The 20,317-nt window shown below is 65.8% G+C and carries 18 protein-coding genes; 10 read left to right on the plus strand and 8 right to left on the minus strand.

The annotated features are described in order from the left end of the window. Positions 1-146: 146 nt before the first annotated feature. Positions 147-1,337 carry a DegT/DnrJ/EryC1/StrS family aminotransferase gene (locus tag AC2FNA_RS03700; RefSeq protein ID WP_496824546.1) on the minus strand — a complete coding sequence of 397 codons (1,191 nt, stop codon included), beginning with the start codon at positions 1,335-1,337 and terminating at the stop codon, positions 147-149. Between the two features lie 73 nt (positions 1,338-1,410). Beyond that, a complete protein-coding gene (locus AC2FNA_RS03705) occupies positions 1,411-2,073 on the minus strand; it encodes an HAD-IA family hydrolase (RefSeq protein WP_496824548.1) in 663 nt (220 codons plus the stop codon). A 118-nt stretch (positions 2,074-2,191) separates the two neighbouring features. On the opposite strand from AC2FNA_RS03705, the gene glmU reads away from it, so the two are divergent. Together glmU and AC2FNA_RS03715 are read left to right on the plus strand one after the other, a co-directional pair. Then, positions 2,192-3,544, plus strand: a complete 1,353-nt coding sequence (gene glmU / locus AC2FNA_RS03710; RefSeq protein ID WP_234169429.1) for a bifunctional UDP-N-acetylglucosamine diphosphorylase/glucosamine-1-phosphate N-acetyltransferase GlmU — start codon at positions 2,192-2,194, stop codon at positions 3,542-3,544. 76 nt (positions 3,545-3,620) lie between these two features. Continuing rightward, positions 3,621-4,307, plus strand: a complete 687-nt coding sequence (locus tag AC2FNA_RS03715) for a DNA alkylation repair protein (RefSeq protein WP_496825039.1) — start codon at positions 3,621-3,623, stop codon at positions 4,305-4,307. Here the strand turns inward: AC2FNA_RS03715 and AC2FNA_RS03720 are convergent. Then, on the minus strand, positions 4,295-4,747 hold the full coding sequence (locus AC2FNA_RS03720) for a hypothetical protein (RefSeq protein ID WP_496824551.1): 453 nt from the start codon (positions 4,745-4,747) through the stop codon (positions 4,295-4,297). The two genes, AC2FNA_RS03715 and AC2FNA_RS03720, sit on opposite strands and share 13 nt — an antisense overlap. Positions 4,748-4,838: 91 nt before the next feature. Here AC2FNA_RS03720 and moaA point away from each other — a divergent pair, with 91 nt between their 5' ends. The 8 genes from moaA to AC2FNA_RS03760 all read left to right on the plus strand — a co-directional run bounded on the left by moaA (position 4,839) and on the right by AC2FNA_RS03760 (position 14,194). Next, a complete protein-coding gene (gene moaA, locus AC2FNA_RS03725; RefSeq protein WP_496824553.1) occupies positions 4,839-5,846 on the plus strand; it encodes a GTP 3',8-cyclase MoaA in 1,008 nt (335 codons plus the stop codon). A 3-nt stretch (positions 5,847-5,849) separates the two neighbouring features. Beyond that, positions 5,850-7,148 carry a 3-deoxy-D-manno-octulosonic acid transferase gene (locus AC2FNA_RS03730; protein ID WP_496824554.1) on the plus strand — a complete coding sequence of 433 codons (1,299 nt, stop codon included), beginning with the start codon at positions 5,850-5,852 and terminating at the stop codon, positions 7,146-7,148. Next, positions 7,148-8,203, plus strand: a complete 1,056-nt coding sequence (locus AC2FNA_RS03735) for a glycosyltransferase family 4 protein (protein WP_496824556.1) — start codon at positions 7,148-7,150, stop codon at positions 8,201-8,203. Before AC2FNA_RS03730 ends, AC2FNA_RS03735 begins: the two co-directional genes overlap by 1 nt. A gap of 128 nt (positions 8,204-8,331) precedes the next feature. Further along, positions 8,332-9,321: a BMP family protein gene (locus AC2FNA_RS03740; RefSeq protein WP_496824558.1), complete on the plus strand. Its 990-nt coding sequence runs from the start codon at positions 8,332-8,334 to the stop codon at positions 9,319-9,321. Positions 9,322-9,363: 42 nt separating this feature from the next. Then, complete coding sequence (locus AC2FNA_RS03745; RefSeq protein WP_496824559.1) at positions 9,364-10,881, plus strand: ABC transporter ATP-binding protein; 1,518 nt, start codon at positions 9,364-9,366, stop codon at positions 10,879-10,881. Next, complete coding sequence (locus AC2FNA_RS03750; protein ID WP_496825040.1) at positions 10,881-11,951, plus strand: ABC transporter permease; 1,071 nt, start codon at positions 10,881-10,883, stop codon at positions 11,949-11,951. Before AC2FNA_RS03745 ends, AC2FNA_RS03750 begins: the two co-directional genes overlap by 1 nt. Next, on the plus strand, positions 11,951-12,892 hold the full coding sequence (locus AC2FNA_RS03755) for an ABC transporter permease (RefSeq protein WP_234163107.1): 942 nt from the start codon (positions 11,951-11,953) through the stop codon (positions 12,890-12,892). The genes AC2FNA_RS03750 and AC2FNA_RS03755 overlap by 1 nt, the downstream gene beginning before the upstream one ends. 9 nt (positions 12,893-12,901) lie before the next feature. Continuing rightward, positions 12,902-14,194 (plus strand): amidohydrolase family protein, encoded by a 1,293-nt coding sequence (locus AC2FNA_RS03760; protein ID WP_496824561.1) that lies wholly within the window; start codon positions 12,902-12,904, stop codon positions 14,192-14,194. Between the two features lie 63 nt (positions 14,195-14,257). Here AC2FNA_RS03760 and AC2FNA_RS03765 read toward each other — a convergent pair whose 3' ends face one another. From AC2FNA_RS03765 to argE, 5 genes are all read right to left on the minus strand, one after another. Continuing rightward, positions 14,258-15,421: a M20 aminoacylase family protein gene (locus AC2FNA_RS03765; RefSeq protein WP_496824563.1), complete on the minus strand. Its 1,164-nt coding sequence runs from the start codon at positions 15,419-15,421 to the stop codon at positions 14,258-14,260. A gap of 21 nt (positions 15,422-15,442) precedes the next feature. Then, positions 15,443-16,612 carry a M20 aminoacylase family protein gene (locus tag AC2FNA_RS03770; RefSeq protein ID WP_496824564.1) on the minus strand — a complete coding sequence of 390 codons (1,170 nt, stop codon included), beginning with the start codon at positions 16,610-16,612 and terminating at the stop codon, positions 15,443-15,445. Positions 16,613-16,626: 14 nt separating this feature from the next. Beyond that, on the minus strand, positions 16,627-17,790 hold the full coding sequence (locus tag AC2FNA_RS03775) for a M20 aminoacylase family protein (RefSeq protein WP_496824565.1): 1,164 nt from the start codon (positions 17,788-17,790) through the stop codon (positions 16,627-16,629). Positions 17,791-17,819: 29 nt separating this feature from the next. Further along, positions 17,820-18,986 carry a M20 aminoacylase family protein gene (locus AC2FNA_RS03780; RefSeq protein ID WP_496824567.1) on the minus strand — a complete coding sequence of 389 codons (1,167 nt, stop codon included), beginning with the start codon at positions 18,984-18,986 and terminating at the stop codon, positions 17,820-17,822. Between the two features lie 164 nt (positions 18,987-19,150). Continuing rightward, positions 19,151-20,317, minus strand: coding sequence for an acetylornithine deacetylase (gene argE, locus AC2FNA_RS03785; RefSeq protein WP_496824569.1), 1,167 nt, complete (start codon positions 20,315-20,317; stop codon positions 19,151-19,153).

Genomic DNA, 20,317 nt, shown 5'->3' on the forward strand with positions numbered 1-20,317 from the left:
CCTCTCCGCATTAATGAACAACTGTTCAATAAAGCCGATACCAGCGTTTTCCCCACCCGTCAACGATTCCTGCATATGAAGTAGAACAGCAAAGGCGCCGCCCCTTGTGGGACAGCGCCTTTACGGCTTTGCGGCGTTTCGCGACGTCAGGACTGGTGGACCGTCCCCACCTCGGCCCGGATGATGCGCGCGATGAGGTCGCAATCCTCGAGGCTGAAGGTCAGCGGCACCCGCATGTCGACGATCCCGGCCAGCACCCGGTCGCTGGCAGGCATCGGCGCACTCTCGGCATAGCGCCAGCTGTCATAGCGCGAAGTAAAGCCCACAGGCTCGGGCGTGCCGAACCATTTCAGCTCGACCCCGCGGCCAGCGCAACGGTGCAGCACCTCCTGCACCTTGTCCGCTGCCCAGTCGAGCAGCAGGAACTGGATGGACGAGCCGACATAGGTCTCGGCCTCGGGCCGCTCGATCACCGTGAGGCCAGGTGTGCCGCGCAGCCCCGCCTCGATCCGCTGATAGCGTTCGTTCCAGCGTGCCACCTGCGCATCCAGCGCACGCAACTGCGGCCGCAGGATGGCGGCGCGCAGATTGTCCATCCGGCCCGAGATATTGGGGGTGTGGTACTTGATGCGCTCGAACACCTCGGGCCCCGGCGCCGCCAGATGGCGCTCGTACAACATATAAGAGCCCGAAAGCATCACCGCCCGCGCCGCAATCTCTTCGTCATCAGTGACCAGCAGACCACCCTCGCCCGAGTTCACGTGCTTGTAGGTCTGGCAGGAATAGCAGCCGACCGCGCCCTGCCGGCCCGAAGGCACACCGTTCCACGCCGCGCCCATCGTATGGGCGCAATCCTCGATCACGGTGATCCCGGCATCGTCGCAGATCTGCATCAGCCGGTCCATGTCGCACAGATGCCCGCGCATGTGGCTCAGCATCAGCACCCGCGCCGCGCCTGCCTTGGCGGCCAGATCGTCAAGGTCGATGGTCAGGCTCTCGGTCACGCCCACAAACACGGGCCGCGCGCCCACCGAGGCGATGGCGCCGGGCACCGGCGCGAGCGTAAAGGCATTGGTCAGCACCGCATCGCCGGGCCCCACCCCCGCAGCGCGCAACGCGGTGGCCAGCGCATAGCCGCCCGAGGCCACCGCCAGGCAATAGCGCGCGCCGGTCTGGGCGGCGAATTCCTGCTCCAGCAGGGCGGTCTCGCCCAACTCGCCCTTGGCCAGATTGTACCGGTGCAACCGGCCATGACGCAGCACCGCCAGTGCCGCCTCGATCGCCTCGTCCGGAATGGGTTCCTGCTGGGTGAAACTACCCGAGAATATCTCTGTCATGGCTGGTATCTGAGGCGGCGCCCGACAGGTGGTCAAGAGCCGAGATGCAGTTTTGCAAAGGCCAAATCGGGTTTTATCCGATCAGCCGGCTCACCACCTGCGGCAGGTCCTCGAACCGGTCCAGCAGTGCCTCGGGTTCCAGCGCCGCCATATCGGCCCCCGAAGGGCCGAAGGTCACAAGGATCGAGGGTACACCTGCGGCGCGCGCGGTGTTGCGGTCGGTATCGCTGTCGCCCACCAGAACGCAGGCCGCCGGATCGCCCCCCGCCGCCCGCGCGGCGGCGCGCAGCGGTTCGGGATCGGGTTTGCGCACCGGCAGCGTATCGGCACCGATCAGCGCCGCAAAGGTCTCGCGCACCCCCAGCCGTTGCAACAGCAGATCGGCCAGCGCCTCGGGTTTGTTGGTGCAGATGCCGACGCCATATCCCCGCCTGCGCAGGTCCTCGACCGCCTCCATCGCGCCGGGATAGAGGAAACTGTGATGGTCGATCGCCGCGCGATAGGCCTCCAGCAGCACCGGGTAATAGCGGTCAACGGTGGCCGCGTCATAGACGCCCGCGCGCTCCAACCCGCGCGTCAGCATCATCCGCCCACCCCGGAGCGCGATACCCGCATCCTGCCCCGGCACCAGCACATCGCCCAGCCCCATGTCGCGAAAACAGTGATTGGCCGCGGCCAGCAGATCACCCGAGGTATCGGCCAGCGTGCCGTCCAGATCGAAGATCACCGTACGCATACCGCCCCTTTCCGGGCGGTGCTCCGCCCTGTCCATCTTTACCCGCCCGCACTATCGCTTGCGCCTGTGGTCCCAGCGGATAAAACGGGCGCCAGGAAAACTAAAGAGAAAACGCATTATGAGCACTGCATTGGTCATTCTCGCCGCAGGCAAGGGAACCCGGATGAAATCCGATCTTCCCAAGGTTCTGCACCCCATCGCCCACGCCCCTATGCTGGTTCATGCCATGCGCGCGGGCGCCGTGCTGGAGCCTGAGCGCACCGTGATCGTAGCCGGTCATGGCGCCGAAGCCGTGCGCGCCGCCGCTCTGGCCGAGGACGAGGGCGCAACGGTTGTCCTGCAAGAGGAGCAGCTGGGCACCGCCCACGCGGTCGATCAGGCCCGTGCCGCGCTCGAAGGGTTCGCGGGTGATGTGGTCGTGCTCTATGGCGACACGCCCTTTCTGCAACCCGACACGCTGGAGCGGATGCTGGCCGCCCGCAAGACCCACGACCTGGTCATCCTCGGGTTCGAGGCCGCCGACCCCGCCCGGTACGGTCGCCTCGTGATGCAGGGCGACAGCCTGGAGCGGATCGTCGAGTTCAAGGACGCCACCGAAACCGAGCGCGCGATCCGCTTCTGCAACTCGGGCCTTCTGGCGTGCAACGCGGAAACCCTGTTCGGCCTCATCGCTGCGGTGGGCAATGACAATGCCTCGGGCGAGTATTACCTGACCGACGTGGTCGAGATCGCGCGCAAACAGGGGCTGGCGGTGACCGCGGTGGCCTGTGACGAGGCGCAGACGCTGGGCGTCAACTCGCGCGCCGATCTGGCGGCGGCGGATGCCATCTTTCAGGAGCGCGCCCGGGCCGAGTTACTGGATCTGGGCGTTACGCTGATGGCGCCGGACACCGTTTATCTGGCCGCCGATACGGTTATCGGACGCGACACGGTGATCGAGCCCAACGTGGTGTTCGGCCCCGGCGTGACGGTGGAAAGCGGCGCCACCATCCGCGCCTTCTCGCATCTCGAGGGCTGCCATGTCAGCCAAGGCGCGGTGGTCGGCCCCTATGCCCGCCTGCGCCCCGGCGCCGAACTGGCCGAGAATGCCCGCATCGGCAATTTCGTCGAGATCAAGAATGCCGAGATCGGCGAGGGCGCCAAGGTCAACCACCTGACCTATATCGGCGATGCCAGCATCGGCGCGAACAGCAATATCGGTGCCGGGACCATCACCTGCAATTATGACGGCGTGATGAAGCACCGCACCACCATCGGCGCCAATGTCTTTATCGGCTCGAACACGATGCTGGTGGCGCCGGTCACCCTGGGCGACGGCGCGATGACCGCGACCGGCACCGTGGTCACCCGCGATGTGGAACCGGACGCGCTGGCCGTTGCCCGCACCAAGCAGGAGAACAAGCCCGACCGCGCGCGCAAGCTGTTCGACATGCTGCGCGCCAAGAAGGCCCGCAAGCAGAAAGACACCTGACGCGCCTCTGCCTGCGACAGGTTCACGACAACCGGCGCCCGCGCCGGTTGTCACTACCCCAGCCGTGGAGGACACCATGCTCAGCCCCTATCTCGACCGGATCCGCGCCCATGCCGACCCCGAACGCGCCGCCGAGATGGCCGCCTATCACAAGGCTCCGCGCGTCTATCTGGGGGTCGCCAACCCGGTGCTGAACGATCTAAGCCGGGACTGGCGGCAACAGTTGGCTGTTCCCGACCGGGTGGCGCTGGCCAAGGCGCTTTGGCAGACCGATATCCACGAGGCGCGGGTGGCCGCAGCCAAGCTTTTGACCCAGGCTCGCATCCGCCCCGACGACGCGGTCTGGGACCTGCTGCTGTCATGGCTGCCCGATTTCGATGCCTGGGCAATTGCCGATCATGCGGCGATGGCGATGCAGAAACGGCTGTTGGCCGATCCGGCGCGGCTGGACCAGGTCGAGGGCTGGATCCGCTCGGACCATATGTGGACCCGGCGCGCCGCGCTGGTGGCCACCCTGCCCTGGGCCAAGATGAGCAACCCCAAACCCGCCGATACCGCCGCGCGCGACCGTATCCTGGGATGGGCGGCGGGCTATGTGCCCGACCGAGACTGGTTCATCCAGAAATCCGTGGCCTGGTGGCTGCGCGACCATTCTAAGCACGATCCCGAAGCGGTGCGCGCCTTTCTGGCCGAACACGGCCCCGCCATGAAGGCATTTGCCCGCAAGGAGGCGGGCAAATACCTGAGGGCTCAGTTGGAATAGACGTCAAGCTCGACCAGTTCGTCGATCGGCGCCAAGAGCGCCCGCATCGCGTCAAGCGACAGGCGGCTGCCGCTGCCCGGATCGCCTCCTGCAGGAATCAGCGTGACATGGGCGGTGGCGCCGGTCTTTCGCACCACCACGCGGCCGTTGCGCTCCTGCTCGACCAGCGCGGTCTCCATCCAGCGGCCCGGAATCGTCGGATCGCCCAGACCGGCCACGGTCTGGCGCGCGCCCTCCCATCCGGGAAGGATGTCGGCAGGTGGCGCGGCGGTTTCGGCCTCGGGCGTTGCGGCCTCGACCGCCTCTTCAGGCGCGGTTTCGGCCTGCGGCGCGGCGGTGGTTTCCGGGGCCTTGTCGCCCCCGAACAGCTTGTCGGTGGTGGCGCGCACACGGTCACAGCCCGCCAGCGCCACGAGGGAAATCAGAACCAGGTATCTCATGGCCCGACCCTAGCGCCAGAGAGCGGGCCTGCGCCAGCCCAAACCCACATCGCCCTTGCCGCTGGCAGCGACCCGCTTTACCTATGTCGCCATGACAGCTCCACTGATCGACCCTTTCGCGCGCGCCATCACCTATCTGCGTGTTTCCGTCACGGACCGCTGCGATTTTCGCTGCGTCTATTGCATGTCGGAAAACATGACCTTTCTGCCCAAGAAAGAGCTGCTGACGCTTGAAGAGCTGGACCGCATGTGCTCGACCTTTGTGCGCATGGGAGTGGAGAAGCTGCGCATCACCGGAGGCGAGCCGCTGGTGCGTCGCGAGATCATGACCTTTTTCAACGGCATGACCCGGCATCTGGACAGCGGTGCGCTGAAAGAACTGACGCTGACCACCAATGGCTCGCAATTGGAACGCTTTGCCGATCAGCTTTATGCCGCAGGCGTGCGCCGGGTGAATGTCTCGCTTGATACGCTGGACGATCAGAAATTCGCCGACATCACCCGCTGGGGCCGCCTGCCGCAGGTGCTGCGCGGCATCGACGCGGCCCAGCGCGCGGGCCTCAGGATCAAGATCAACGCGGTCGCGCTCAAGGGCTTCAACGAGGAAGAACTGCCGCGCATCACCGAATGGTGCGCCGAGCGTGACATGGACCTGACCTGGATCGAGGTCATGCCGATGGGTGATATCGGCAACGAGAACAGGCTGGGCCAGTTCTGGTCGCTCAAGGACGTGCGCGCGGAGTATGAAAACCATTACCGCGTCACCGACCTGTCCGAACGCACCGGTGGCCCGGCGCGCTACGTGCGGCTGGAGGAGACCGGGCAAAAGATCGGCTTCATCACACCGCTCAGCCATAATTTCTGCGAAAGCTGCAACCGGGTGCGGCTGACCTGCACCGGTGAGCTGTATATGTGCCTCGGCCAAGAGGACATGGCCGATCTGCGCAAGCCTCTGCGCGACCACCCGGGCAGCGAGGAGCCGCTGGAACAGGCGATCCGTGCCGCCATCGGGCTGAAACCCAAGGGCCATGATTTCGACTATTCCCGCCAGCAGGTCGACGGCAGGATGTCCCGGCATATGAGCCACACGGGCGGCTGACGCATGTCCGGCCCCGGCCTGACGCCGACCCCGCTCTATCATCTGTACCGCGCGGCCTCGTCGGTGCTGGTTCCGTTTGCATGGCGCGCCGTCCGCAAAAAGCTGAGCCGCGCCGATGTGCCGCTGGAGCGTCAACACGAAAGGCTGGGCCATGCCAGCCTACCACGCCCGCCCGGGCAACTTGTGTGGTTCCATGCCGCCAGCGTCGGCGAAAGCCTGTCTGTGCTGCGACTGATCACCCGCATGGGCGAGCGCCTGCCAAACCTCGAATTCCTGATCACCTCGGGTACGCCCACCTCGGCCGATCTGATCGCGCGGCGGATGCCGCCGCGCTGCCGCCACCAGTTCGCGCCGCTCGATGGGCCCGGCCCGGTGGCGCGGTTCTATCGCCACTGGCGCCCCGACGCGGCGGTGTTCGTCGAAAGCGAGCTTTGGCCGCGCATGATCGTCGAGGGTGCCCGCGAGGGCGTGCCGCTGGCCCTCTTGAATGCCCGCCTGTCCGAGAAATCGGTACGCGGCTGGCAACGTTTCCCGGATACAGCGCGATTCCTGCTGGACCGTTTCCGCCTGTTCCTGACCCAGAACCAGCAGACCGCCGACAACCTGATCGCCATGGGCGCCGACCCGGCGCGGGTCACGCCCGGCACCAACCTCAAGGCTATGGCGGGGCCGCTGCCGGTCGATGCCGCCCTGCTGACAGAGATGCGTGCCGCCATCGGCCCCCGCCCGGTCTGGGTCGCCAGTTCCACCCATCAGGGTGAGGAGGAGGTGGTGCTGGAAGCACATCGCCAATTGCTGGCCGACCACCCTGAACTGTTGCTGCTGTTGATCCCGCGCCACCCCGAGCGCGGCACTGAAGTGTCGGCGCTGATAACAGGTGCCGGACTCACCTCCGCCCGCCGCAGCAGCGGCGAGCGGATCACCTCCACGACACAGATCTATCTGGCCGACACGCTGGGCGAGACCGGCACCTGGTACGCGCTTTGCCCGCTGGTCTTCCTCGGCGGCTCGCTGCGCGAGATCGGCGGCCACAACCCGTTCGAACCGGCCCAGGCGGGCGCGGCGGTGATCACCGGGCCGGGCTATTTCAACTTTGCCGAAACCTATCAACCATTGATTGCGAGCGGTGGCGCCATAGAGGTGACAGGCGCCGCTCCGCTGGCCCGAGCCGTCCGCCGCTGGCTTGACGATGCAGAGGCGTTTGACACCGCCCGCACCCAGGCCCGCGCGCTGGTCGCCGCGCAAGAAACCGCGCTTGAGGGTGTCATCGACACCCTGACAACCCGGCTGGGACTGGACTGATGCCCGATCTCTTCGTCACCAATTTCAACCGCAACTTCACCGGCGTCTCGGCCACGGCGGCAAATGTGATCCGCCAGCAGGTCCAAAGCCACGATCTGGCGCTGGTGGGCCACGCCCTGCCCGGCTGCCCCGCACCGATCAGCGCCCGCGCCGCGCGCGCGCTCTCACGCACGCCACCGCCGGGCAAGCCCTTTGCCATCTGGCATGTGCGCCGCAACCCCGAAATGCACACCGCGATCTGGGCGCGCGACGTGCTGCGCCTGCCGATCCGCATCGTCTTTACCTCGGCCGCGATCCGGCGGCATTCGGCCTTTCCGTGCTGGCTGATCAGCCGGATGGACGCGGTAGTGGCCACCTCGGACGCAGCGGCAAGCTTTGTCCCGCATGTGCGCGCAGTGGTGCCCCATGGCGTCGATACCGACCGCTTCACCCCCGCCCCCGACCGCCCCGCCGCCTGGGCGGCGCAGGGCTATGGCGGCGACTTCGGCATTGCCACCATCGGGCGGGTGCGCCCGGAGAAGGGCACCGACCTGTTTGTCGAAGCGATGCTGCGCCTTTTGCCTGATATGCCGGGCGCGGTGGCGCTGGTGGTGGGCCGCGCCACCAAGGAGCATCAGAAATTCGCCCTGACCCTCAAGGACAAGGTGCAGCGCGCCGGCATGATCGACCGCATCCGTTTCATCGACGAGGTGCCGCCCAACCGCCTGCCGGACCTGATGCGCGCCCTATCGCTGGTGGTGCAACTGCCGCGATACGAGGGATACGGCATGGTCCCGCTCGAAGCGATGGCCTCGGGCGTACCCTTTGTCGGCTCGGACACCGGATTCTTTCGCGAATTCTCGGCCCAGGGCCGTACCGGGCGGGTGGTACCGCTTGAAAACGCGGCCCAGGGGGCCGAGGCCGCCCGCGCCCTGCTGGCCGACGAGGATGTCCACGGTGCCGCCGCCCTTGCCGCCCGTGAAATCGCGGTCGAGAATTTCAGCGCCGCGCGCGAGGCCGCGGGGATCGAGGAAGTCTATCAACAGCTCTGGTCGCAGGCTGCCCCCAAGGCCTGACCCGGCCAGATGCGCAAACCGGAGGCAGGACGGCCGAATTCAAGCCCGGTTTACCAACGTGCCTGCGTGAAAAAATTGACTAATCGGTAAAATAATGCTCCGCTTCCTGAAAAAAGCAGGAGAGGATCATGAAGAACACATCAATCACGCGCAGGGTCATGCTTGCTGCGGCCGTCGCAGCCTCGGCGCTGATGACGGCGGGGGCCGCCGCCGCCGAAAAGGTCAAGGTCGCGGCCATCTACACGCTGCCGGTGGAACAGCAGTGGATCAGCCGCATTCACAAGGCGCTGAACACCGCCGCCGACCGCGGCGATATCGAATATGCCTTCTCGGAAAACGTCGCAAATACCGATTATGAAAGGGTAATGCGCGAATATGCCGAACAGGGTGCCCAACTGATCGTGGGCGAGGTGTTCGGTCTGGAACGCGCCGCGCGCAAGGTGGCCAAGGACTATCCCGACACCGCCTTTCTGATGGGATCGTCCTTCGGGCCGGTGGCACCGAATTTCTCGGTCTTCGACAACTGGATCCACGAACCCAGCTATCTGACCGGCATGGTGGCCGGGGCCGCCACCGAATCGAACGTGATCGGCATGGTCGGGGGCTATGCCATCCCCGAGGTGAACCGGCTGATGCATGCGTTCATGGACGGCGCGCGCTCGGTCAATCCCGATGTCAAGTTCATCGTCAATTTCATCGACAGCTGGTATGATCCGCCCAAGGCCAAGGAAAGCGCCTTTGCCATGATGGATGCGGGCGCGGATGTGATGTATGCCGAACGCTTCGGCGTCTCCGATGCCGCGGTCGAGCGCGGCGTTAAGGCGGTCGGCAACGTGATCGACACCTCGGGCGACTATCCCGGTACCATCATCGCCTCGGCGCTGTGGCACATGGAGGCCACCATCGACAAGGCGATCGAAAACGTCGCCGGAGGCAGTTTCGAGGCTGCCGATTACGGCCAGTACAGCTTCATGGCCTATGGCGGCGGCTCGCTGGTGATGGACGAGAGCCTGGTCGCGCCGGAAACCGTCACGGCGGTCAAGGCCAAGGAAGCCGAGATTCTGGATGGTCTGTTCCGTGTTAACGTGAACGATGACCGCCCGGTCTCGGACAACTGATGAAAGCAGGGCCGGCGGGCGCGACCGCCGACCCGTTTCCCCATGACAGATAGAACGGTTCTCAGGCTGAACGGGCTCAGCAAGCGCTTTGGCCCGGTGGTGGCCAATGACGATGTCAGCCTGTCGCTGGCGCGCGGCGAGGTGCTGGCGCTGCTGGGCGAAAACGGCGCGGGCAAGACCACGCTGATGAACATGCTGTTCGGGCATTACCTGCCCGACGCGGGAACGGTCGAGGTGGCGGACGAGGCCGGGCATCTTGCGCCCCTGCCGCTGGGCCATCCGCAGGCGGCGCTGGCCGCCGGCGTGGGCATGGTACACCAGCATTTCACCCTGGCCGAGAACCTGAACGCGCTCGACAACATCACGCTGGGCGCCGAGCCGCTGCGTGCGATCCGCCGCGACCGGCGCGGCGCGCGGACGCGGATCGAGGCGATCATGACCCATAGCGGGCTCAAGGCACCGCTGAACGTGCCGGTGGGCCGCCTTTCCGTGGGCGAGCGACAGCGGGTCGAGATCCTCAAGGCGCTTTATCGCGATGCCCGTATCCTGGTTCTGGACGAACCCACCGCGGTGCTGACCCCACAAGAGGCCGATACGCTGTTTGCCAGCATCAAGGCGATGACGGCCGAGGGCCTGTCGGTGATATTCATCTCGCACAAGCTGCGCGAGGTGCTGGCCTTTTCCGATCGGATCGCGGTGCTGCGCCATGGGCGCAAGGTGGGCGAGATGGCCACGTCCGAGGCCGACGAGGCGGCGATTGCCCGCATGATGGTGGGCGCAGACACGCCCCGCATCGCGCGCAGCGCCATGGCGCCGGGTGCCCCGGTGCTGCATTTGCAGGGGGTGTCGGTCGCGGGCCGGTCCCAGCGCGACAGCCTGAAACAGGCCGATCTGACCGTACATGCCCATGAAATCCTGGGTGTTGCCGGCATCTCGGGCAACGGGCAAAGCGCGCTGGCCAACGTGATATCGGGCCTTTCGGTCCCCACCGCAGGGCATATCCGGGTGGATGGGAGCGAGATCCCCCGCCCCTCTCCCGCCAGGATGGTGCGCGCCGGTGTCGGGCGCATCCCCGAGGACCGCCATCACGAGGGCATTGTCGGCGCAATGAGCGTGGCCGAGAACATGGTGATCGAACGGCTGGACGACCCGCAGGTGCAATCGCGCGGGCTGCTCCGGCGCGAGGCGATCGCGACCCATGCCGACGAACTGGCCCGTGCCTATGACGTGCGCGGTCCGGGCGTCACGGCACCTGCGCGGCTGCTCTCTGGTGGCAATATCCAGAAACTGATCCTGGCGCGGGTGTTCGAACGCGCGCCCCGCCTGATCCTGGCCAACCAGCCGACACGCGGTCTGGACATGGGGGCGGCGGCCGAGGTCGGGCGGCGCCTGCTCGAGGCGCGCGAACGCGGCGCCGGGATCGTGCTGATCTCGGAGGATCTGGACGAAATCCTGGGCCTAGCCGACCGGGTGGTGGTGATCCGCGACGGCCAGATCGTCGAGACCGGCAGCCATGACCGCGAGCGGATTGGATTGATGATGGCAGGAGAGGCGGCATGATCCGGATTGAACCGCGCCAAAACAGGTCGCGCACCATGGACCTGGGTATTCCGGTGCTTTCTGCCGTGATCGCGCTGGCCTTTGCGGCCATTCCGCTGATGGCGGCGGGCGCCAACCCGATCGCCGCCTATGGCGAGATGGTCAAGGGCGTCTTTGGCTCGGTCTTTGCCGTGTCCGAAATGCTGACCCGCGCGACACCGCTGATCTTTACCGGGCTGGCCGCCGCCCTGGCCTTTCGCGCCAAGCTCTGGAACATCGGGGCCGAGGGTCAGCTCTACCTCGGTGCGATGGCGGCGGTGGCGGTCGGCGCCGGCTGGCTCGACCTGCCGGGGCTGGTGCTGGTGCCGCTGATCGTGATCCTTGGCGCTGCGGCCGGGGCGGCGGGCATGGCGGTGCCGACCTACCTGAAATCGCGCTTTGGCGCCGACGAGGTGGTGACCACGCTTCTGTTGAACTTCATCATCCTGATTTTCCTGCAAATGATGCTTGAAGGACCGCTCAAGGATCCGATGGGGCTGGGCTGGCCGCAATCGGCGCCTATCCTCGACCAGGGCATGCTGCCGCCACTGATGGACCGGATGCGGGTGCATTCCGGGCTGATCCTGGCGCTGGTTCTGGCCGCGGTGGCGCAGTTCATGCTGGCGCGCTCGGTCTGGGGGTTCCGGCTGCGCGCGGTTGGCGAGAACGCTGCCGCCGCCCGCCATGCCGGGATCAACGTGAACCGTTCGCTGTTTGGCGTGGCGATCATCTCGGGCGGACTGGCCGGGCTGGCGGGCGTCAGCGAGGTCGCGGGCCTCAAGGGCTATCTGACCGCCGATCTGTCGCCCGGTTTCGGTTATACCGGCATCGTGGTGGCCATGCTGGCGGGCCTGTCGCCGGTGGGGGTTGTCATCGCCGCCCTCTTCATCGCCTCGGTCTTTGTCGGCGCCGACAGCATGAGCCGGGCAATGGGCGTATCCTCGTTCCTGGCCGATCTGGTGGTGTCGATGTCGCTGCTCTGCGTTCTGGTGGGCGGCTTCATCGCCCGCTACCGGATCATCCGCTCGGGCACGGGAAGGGCCGCGTCATGATGGACATCTTGAACATCCTGCTCAGCGAAAGCTTCTGGGCCGCAAGCCTGCGGATCGCGACCCCGTTGATATTCGGCGTGCTGGGCGCGCTGATCTGTGAACGCGCAGGCGTGCTGAACCTTGGTATCGAGGGGATATTCGTGGTCGGCGCCATGTGCGGCTGGATGGCAGTCTGGCTGGGCGCGGGCCTGTGGGGCGGCGTGTTGGTGGCGGCACTGGCCGGGGCCTTTTTTGGCCTGTTGCACGCGATCCTGACCGTTCCGCTGGGCCTGTCGCAACATGTCTCGGGCCTTGGCATCACCCTGTTTGCCACTTCGGTCAGCTATTTCACCTATCGCACCGCGCTGCCCAATGTCTCGTCGCCGCCCCGGATCGAGCCGTTTCAGCCGCTGGACCTGCCGGTGCTGTCCGATCTGCCCTTCCTCGGGCCGGTACTGTTTCAGCAGACCGCGCTGACCTGGCTGGCACTGATGATGGTGGGACTGGTCTGGTACGTGCTGAACCGCACCGCGCTGGGGGTGGCCATTCAGGCGGTGGGAGACAATCCCGACAGTGTCGATGCGCAGGGCCTGTCTGTCTATGGGCTGCGGATCGGTGCCATCGTGGCGGGCTCGGCGCTGATGGCGCTTGGCGGCGCCTTCCTGACGATGAGCGCGTTCGACGCCTTCTTTTTCGGCATGGTCAACGGGCGCGGCTGGGTCTGTATCGCGCTGGTGATCTTTGCCAGCTGGCGACCGGGCAAGGCGCTGTTCGGGGCGCTCCTGTTTGGCGCCTTCGATGCGCTTCAGGTCCGGTTGCAGACCGAGATGGGCGCGCTGGTGCCGGGACAGGTGTTCCTGATGGCCCCCTATATCCTTTCGATCATCGCCCTTGTCATCGCCGCGCGCTCTGCCGACTATCCGCGCGCATTGCTGCAACCCTGGTTCAAGGGCCAACGATAGGAGCCTGCCATGTTCGACCTGATCGTCAAGAACGCCAATCTGCCCGACGGGCAGAGCGGCGTCGATATCGCCTGCAAGGATGGCCTGATCGCCGCCGTCGAACCCGGTATCACCGCAGAGGCGGGCACGGTACTCGAGGCGGCCGGCAATCTGGTCTCGCCGCCCTTTGTCGATCCGCATTTTCACATGGACGCAACCCTGTCGCTGGGCACGCCGCGCATGAACATCTCGGGCACGCTGCTGGAGGGGATTGCGCTGTGGGGTGAGCTGAAGCCGATCCAGTCGATCGATGACATCATTGCCCGCGCCCTGCGCTATTGTGATCTGGCGGTGGCCAAGGGGATCGGCGCGATCCGCAGCCATGTGGACACCTGCGACGACGAATTGAAAGGCGTGCAGGCCCTGCTCGAGGTGCGCGAGCGGGTCAAGGACCGGCTCGACCTGCAACTGGTGGCCTTTCCCCAGGACGGGGTGCTGCGCGACCCGACCGCGATGGCCAACACCGTACGCGCGCTGGACATGGGCGTCGATGTGGTGGGTGGCATCCCGCATTTCGAGCGCACCATGGCCGATGGCGCCGAAAGCGTGCGCCTCTTGTGCGAGATTGCCGCCGAACGCGGGTTGATGGTCGACATGCATTGCGACGAGAGCGACGATCCCCTGAGCCGCCATGTCGAGACGCTGGCCTATGAGACCCGGCGTCTGGGCCTTCAGGGCCGTGTGGCGGGTTCGCACCTGACCTCGATGCATTCGATGGACAACTACTATGTGTCCAAGCTGATCCCGCTGATGGTCGAGGCAGGCGTTCATGCCATTCCCAATCCGCTGATCAACATCATGTTGCAGGGGCGGCATGACAGCTATCCCAAACGGCGCGGCCAGACCCGCGTGCGCGAGCTGCGCGATGCGGGCATCACCGTGGGCTTCGGCTCGGATTGCGTGATGGACCCGTGGTATTCGCTGGGCCGCGCCTGCATGCTCGACGTGGCCTTCATGGGGCTGCATGTGGGGCAATTGTCCAGCCGCGCCGACATGGATTGGTGCTTTGACGCGGTTACTGTCAACTCGGCCCGGATCATGGGTCTCGACGGTTATGGGCTGGCCAAGGGCTGTCATGCGAATTTCGTGCTGTTGCAGGCCCGCGACCGGATCGAGGCGATCCGCCTGCGCGCCCATCGCCTGGCCACCATCCGCAAGGGCGCGTTGATCTGCCGCTCGGCTCCGGTAACCCACGAACTGGCTGGAACGGATGGCTGGTCGGGACTGGACGAGACCGCATTCGCACCTCCGCAGACCGGGTAACGATCTGGGTGGCACGCGCCTTGCGAGGCTATGGGAGAGGCGGCGCCTCTCCCTGTTTCTTGCTCAGGCAGCGGGCATCCGCTGTTCGACGATCTCGGCCCACCAGCTGCATCCCGCCGGAATGGCCTCGTCGTTGAAGTTGTATTCGGGGTGATGCACCATCGCGGTGTCGCCGTTGCCGACCAGAATATAGGCGCCCGGGCGCTCTTCGAGCATATAGGCGAAATCCTCGCCGCCCATGACCAGCGCCGCCTCCTCGCAGCCGCCCGACACGTCGCGCGCCACCTTGGCGGCGAACTCGGTCTGCTCGTCCGAGTTCACCATCACCGGATAACCCCGGATATAGCGGATATCCGCGGTACCGCCGAAAGTGGCCGCAATGCCCGCGCAGATCTCGTGAATGCGCTTCTCGGCCAGATCGCGCATTTCCTTTGACATGGTGCGTACCGTGCCCTTGATCTGCACCCGCTGCGGGATCACGTTGAACGCCTTGGACGAGGTCTCGAACGAGGTGACCGAGACCACCACCTGATCGATCGGGTCGGCGTTGCGGCTGGCGATGGTTTGCAGCGCCAGCACCGCCTGAGCGGTCATCACCGTGGTGTCGATCGTGTCATGCGGCTTGGCCGCATGGCCACCGCGCCCCTCGAACGTAATGTCGAACTGATCGGTAGCGGCAAAGAAGGCACCGGGCCGGATTGCGAAACTGCCCACGGGGGCACCCGGCCAGTTGTGCATGCCGTAGACCTCCTGGATGTTCCAGCGGTCCATCATGCCATCCTCGCACATCTCGCGGCCACCGCCGCCGCCCTCTTCGGCGGGCTGAAAGATCACCACCACGGTGCCGTCGAAATTGCGGGTCTCGGCCAGGTATTTTGCCGCGCCCAACAGCATGGCGGTATGACCGTCATGGCCACAGGCATGCATGGCATTGGGCGTCTTCGAGGCATAGTCGAGCCCGGTCTGCTCATGGATCGGCAGCGCGTCCATATCCGCGCGCAACCCGATCACCTTGCCCTTGCTGTCGCTCTTGCCCTTGATGATGCCGACAACGCCGGTGCGGCCGATGCCGGTGACCACCTCGTCACAGCCGAACTCTTGCAGTTTTTCGGCAACCAGCGCGCTGGTCCGGTGGGTTTCGAACAGGATTTCCGGGTTTTCATGGATGTCCCGGCGCCATTCGGTGATCTCGGATTGCAATTCTGCAAAGCGGTTCTTGACGGGCATGGTGTTTCCTCTTGCGTCACATCAGGGGTTAAGCGGCATCCGCTGCTCGGCCAGCGTGGCGAACCAGCTGCATCCGGCGGGGATGGCCGCGTCGTTGAATTCGTAGGCGGGGTGGTGCAGATCGGCGCTATCGCCATTGCCCAGAAAAATGAAGGCGCCGGGGCGTTCGGCCAGCATGTCGGCAAAGTCCTCGCCCCCCATCACCGGGTCGATCTCCAGCGGCGCCTGGCCGGTCACCGCCCGGGCCGCCTCGGCGGCATGGGCTGTCCCGGCTGCTGGGTTGCTGGTGACCGGCACCAGCTGCATGTAATTCAGCTCGGCCGTTGCGCCATGCGCCTCGACCGTGGCGCGGGCCACCTCGGCGATGCGGGTGCGGATCAACGCTTGAACCTCGGGGTGCAGGTAGCGCACGGTGCCCTTGATCATCGCACTGTCGGCGATCACGTTATGGGCGTTGCTGTCGGTGCGCAGCGAACAGACCGACAGCACCGCCGGTTTCATCGGATCGACATTGCGCGCCACCACCTGTTGCAAGGCCACGGTCAGCTGCGCGGCGGCCAGCGTGGCATCGGCGGTCAAATGCGGCATCGCGCCGTGCCCGCCCCGGCCCTGCACCCGGATTTCAAAGAAATCCACTGCCCCCATCATCGGCCCTTCACGCAGGGCGAACTGGCCCGCCGGCAGGCCGGGCCAGTTGTGCAGGCCATAGACCTCGGTTACGCCGTGCTTGTCCATTACCCCGTCGGCGAGCATCGCCTTGGCGCCGCCGCCGCCCTCTTCGGCGGGCTGGAACAGCAGCACCACGGTACCGTCGAAATTGCGGGTCTCGGCCAGGTATTGCGCCGCGCCCAGCAGCATTGCGGTATGACCGTCATGGCCGCAGGCATGCATCTTGCCCGGATGGGTCGAGGCATGCGGCAGCCCGGTCGCCTCGGTAATCGGCAGCGCGTCCATATCGGCGCGGAACGCCATCACCCGGCCCGAGGTGCTTTGGCGCCCGCGTATGAGGCCAACAACCCCGGTCTGCCCGACGCCGGTTTCCACAGCATCGCAGCCAAAGGCGCGCAGACGATCGGCCACCAGCGCGGCGGTGCGGTGCTCTTCGAACCGGATCTCGGGATGGGCATGGATGTCACGGCGCCATTCGGCGATCTGATCCTGCAACTCGGCAAATCGGTTTCTGACCGGCATCGGCTGGGTCCTTCTCAGGCGGCGGGCATGCGACGTTCGACCATTTCGGCGAACCAGCTGCATCCGGCCGGGATGATCTCGTCGTTGAAATCGTATTCAGGGTGATGCAACCCGGCGCTGTCGCCATTGCCGATCATGATGAAGGCGCCGGGACGCGCCTCTAACATAAAGGAGAAATCCTCGCCCCCCATCACCATGCGCGCCTCGCCACAGCCGCCCGAGACCGCCGTGGCCACCTCGGCGGCAAAGCGGGTGGGCTCTTCGGCGTTCACCGTCACCGGCACGCCGCGTTCGTAGTTCACCTCGGCCTTGCCGCCAAAGGTGGCAGCCACGCCCTGCACCACCTCGCCCAGACGCCGTTCAATCAGGTCGCGCATCTCACCCGAATGGGTGCGCACCGTGCCCCGGAGGGCGGCGGCCTGCGGGATCACGTTGAAGGCCTTGGACGAGGTCTCGACCGAGGTGACTGACAGAACCGCCTGCAGGATCGGATCGATATTGCGCGACACCACGGTTTGCAGCGCCACGATCATCTGCGACAGCATCACCGTGGTATCGACAGTGTCATGCGGTTTGGCCGCATGGCCGCCGCGCCCTTCGAGATGGATTTCGAACGTGTCGGCAGCGGCCAGCAGCGGACCGGGCCTTATCTTGAACTGACCGGCAGCCAGGCCCGGATTGTTGTGCATGGCATAGACCTCCTGCACGCCGAACCGGTCCATCATGCCGTCCTTGACCATCGCCTCGGCGCCATTGCCGCCCTCTTCGGCGGGTTGGAAGATCACCACCACCGAGCCGTCGAAATTGCGCGTCTCGGCCAGGTATTTGGCCGCACCCAGCAACATCGCGGTATGGCCGTCATGGCCGCAGGCATGCATCGCACCGGGGATGGTCGAGGCATGCGCCAGCCCGGTCTGTTCCTGCATCGGCAGCGCATCCATATCGGCGCGCAGCCCCACAACCCGGCCCGCCGTATCCGCCTTGCCCCGGATCACGCCGACAACGCCGGTACGGCCGATTCCGGTGACCACCTCGTCACAGCCGAATTCGCGCAGCTTGTCTGCCACCAGCGCGCTGGTCCGGTGCGTTTCATACAGGATCTCGGGGTGCTGGTGGATGTCCTGCCGCCAGCCCGCGATTTCCTCATGCATCTCCGCCAGACGGTTCTTGATCGGCATCTTGTTCTCTTCCTTGTCTTTATTACCGCTCAGCGCGCGGGCATGCGGCGTTCGACCATCTCGGCATACCAGCTGCTGCCCGCCGGGATCGCCTCGTCATCGAAATTATAGGCCGGGTGATGGCATTGCGCCGTGTCCCCGTTGCCAAGGAAGATATAGGCGCCGGGCCGTTCTTCCAGCATATAGGCGAAATCTTCGCTGGGCATGATCGGGTCGACGGCATCATCGACCGCGCCTGAAACGGCAAGCGCCGCCTCGGCCGCATATTGCGTTTCGGTCTCGCTGTTGATGGTGGCGGGATAGCCGGGGGTCCAGACCACCTGCGCCGTGGCACCATAGGCCGAGGCGATATCCTCGGCCACGCGGCGCACCCGCGCCTCCGCCAGGGCACGGTATTCGGGATCAAGCGTGCGCACCGTCCCGCACAGCCGCGCGGTATGGGCGATGATGTTCGAGGCGACGCTGTCGGTTTCGAAGGTGCCGACGGTCAGCACCACACGCTTGATCGGGTCCACGTTGCGCGAGACGATGGAATGCAGCGAAACCACGATCTGCGAGGCCACCAGCGTGGTGTCGATGGCGTCATGCGGGGCGGCGGCATGGCCGCCCTTGCCGGTCACCACGATCTCGAACTCGTCGGACGAGGCCAGCAGCGCCCCGGGCCGGATCGCGAACTGCCCGACCGGCAGGCCCGGCGTGTTGTGCATGCCGTAGACCTCCTGGATGTTCCAGCGGTCCATCATGCCGTCCTCGCACATCTCGCGGCCCCCCGCGCCGCCCTCTTCGGCGGGCTGAAAGATCAACACCGCCGTGCCGTCGAAATTGCGGGTCTCGGCCAGGTATTTGGCGGCACCCAGCAGCATGGCGGTATGCCCGTCATGACCGCAGGCATGCATCTTGCCCGGCACGGTCGAGGCATAGTCAAGCCCGGTCGCCTCGGTAATCGGCAACGCGTCCATATCGGCGCGCAGGCCGATCACCTTGCCCGCCGTGTCGGTCTTGCCCCTGATGGTGGCGACAACCCCGGTGCGCCCGATGCCGGTGGTGATGTCATCCACACCGAATTCACGCAGACGCTCGGCCACAAATGCGGCGGTCTGATGCACATCGAACAACAGCTCGGGATGGGCATGCAGATGCCGGCGCCATCCGGTGATTTCTTCTTTCATGTCCGCAAGACGGTTCTTGATCGGCATTTATTGCTCTCCTTGCCGGATACATCCGGGCACCTGACACAAACGAAAACGCCGCGCCCCGGATATCCGGGGGCACGGCGCGTGAAAACGGGGCTTGGCGGCTGCGCCGGTGCGCCGACCTGTTGGGGTCCATCCTGTTGCGCCCGGTCGCACCTGCATCGCCGTTACTCCGACAATCGGTCGAGTAATCGCGCCATGAAACCATGACCCGCCTCGAACTGGGCGACGGTGATGAACTCGTTGGGCTGATGCGCCTGGGCGATGTCGCCGGGGCCGCAGATCACGGCGGAGTAACCCGCCTCCTGGAACTGTCCGGCCTCGGTGCCATAGCTGACGACATGACCCGCATTGTCGCCGGTCAGGGCGCGCACCAGCATCTCGGCCTCGCCCTCCGGTTCGGGGACCAGCGGCGGCACGTGGAACTGTTCGGAGAGATCAATCCGCGCCTCGGGATGCACCGCCTGCATCTGCGCCTCGACCTCGCGCACCGCCTCGAAATAGGCGTCGCGCCACCGCTCCTTTGCCTCGCCGGGCACGATGCGAAAATCCATCGCAAAGCGGCAGTCCTTGGCGGTGATGTTATGCGCGGTTCCACCCGAGATCATGCCCACATGGCAGGTGGTCCAGGGCGGATCGAACATCGCCGCCAGCGCCGAAGGCGTCGCCGCGCGGTTTTCGGCATTGCGGTGATTGGCCCAGTCGATCAGCGGCGCGGCGGCCATGATCGCGTTGACCCCGGTATGCATGATCGAGCTGTGCACCTCGAAGCCGACAACACGGGTGTCATAGCCAAAACCGCCCTTGTGCCCGGTCACCGCCTGCATCATCGACGGCTCGCCCACGATCACGGCGCTGCCCTTGGGCAGGTGGTTCTGCATCTCGACGATCATCGGCGGCGCGCCGGTACAGCCGACCTCCTCGTCAAAGCTGAGCGCCAGTTGCAGAGGGCGTTTCAGATCGCGATAGCGCCCCTCGACCAGCGCCCAGATCGCCAGCGCATCGAACCCCTTCATGTCGCAGGTGCCGCGCCCGAAATACTTGCCGTCGCGCTCGACCACGGTGAACGGATCGCTGTCCCAGGGCTGGCCATCGACCGGCACCACATCGGTATGGCCTGAGAGCACCACGGCTCCCTCTTCCCAAGGGCCGACATGGGCAAAGAGCGCCGCCTTGTGCGGCTGGTCGGGATCAACCCAGCGATGGGCGGTGATGCCGTGCCCGGCCAGATAGGTTTCGACCCAGCCCACCAGCGGCAGGTTGGTATCGCGGCTAACGGTCGGAAAGGCGACAAGCGCTCCCATGATCTCGACCGGCGACAGGCGTTCAGTCAT

This window comes from Ruegeria sp. YKSD163, assembly GCF_059612905.1.

Bases quoted from the DNA above. Each gene is read 5' to 3' on its own strand.
- argE (WP_496824569.1), bottom strand. From the start codon at position 20,317: ATGACTGAACGCCTGTCGCCGGTCGAGATCATGGGAGCGCTTGTCGCC.
- AC2FNA_RS03780 (WP_496824567.1), bottom strand. From the start codon at position 18,986: ATGCCGATCAAGAACCGTCTTGCGGACATGAAAGAAGAAATCACCGGA.
- AC2FNA_RS03775 (WP_496824565.1), bottom strand. From the start codon at position 17,790: ATGCCGATCAAGAACCGTCTGGCGGAGATGCATGAGGAAATCGCGGGC.
- AC2FNA_RS03770 (WP_496824564.1), bottom strand. From the start codon at position 16,612: ATGCCGGTCAGAAACCGATTTGCCGAGTTGCAGGATCAGATCGCCGAA.
- AC2FNA_RS03745 (WP_496824559.1), top strand. From the start codon at position 9,364: ATGACAGATAGAACGGTTCTCAGGCTGAACGGGCTCAGCAAGCGCTTT.
- AC2FNA_RS03700 (WP_496824546.1), bottom strand. From the start codon at position 1,337: ATGACAGAGATATTCTCGGGTAGTTTCACCCAGCAGGAACCCATTCCG.
- AC2FNA_RS03715 (WP_496825039.1), top strand. From the start codon at position 3,621: ATGCTCAGCCCCTATCTCGACCGGATCCGCGCCCATGCCGACCCCGAA.
- AC2FNA_RS03765 (WP_496824563.1), bottom strand. From the start codon at position 15,421: ATGCCCGTCAAGAACCGCTTTGCAGAATTGCAATCCGAGATCACCGAA.
- AC2FNA_RS03705 (WP_496824548.1), bottom strand. From the start codon at position 2,073: ATGCGTACGGTGATCTTCGATCTGGACGGCACGCTGGCCGATACCTCG.
- AC2FNA_RS03720 (WP_496824551.1), bottom strand. From the start codon at position 4,747: ATGAGATACCTGGTTCTGATTTCCCTCGTGGCGCTGGCGGGCTGTGAC.
- AC2FNA_RS03755 (WP_234163107.1), top strand. From the start codon at position 11,951: ATGGACATCTTGAACATCCTGCTCAGCGAAAGCTTCTGGGCCGCAAGC.
- AC2FNA_RS03730 (WP_496824554.1), top strand. From the start codon at position 5,850: ATGTCCGGCCCCGGCCTGACGCCGACCCCGCTCTATCATCTGTACCGC.
- AC2FNA_RS03740 (WP_496824558.1), top strand. From the start codon at position 8,332: ATGAAGAACACATCAATCACGCGCAGGGTCATGCTTGCTGCGGCCGTC.
- glmU (WP_234169429.1), top strand. From the start codon at position 2,192: ATGAGCACTGCATTGGTCATTCTCGCCGCAGGCAAGGGAACCCGGATG.
- moaA (WP_496824553.1), top strand. From the start codon at position 4,839: ATGACAGCTCCACTGATCGACCCTTTCGCGCGCGCCATCACCTATCTG.
- AC2FNA_RS03735 (WP_496824556.1), top strand. From the start codon at position 7,148: ATGCCCGATCTCTTCGTCACCAATTTCAACCGCAACTTCACCGGCGTC.
- AC2FNA_RS03760 (WP_496824561.1), top strand. From the start codon at position 12,902: ATGTTCGACCTGATCGTCAAGAACGCCAATCTGCCCGACGGGCAGAGC.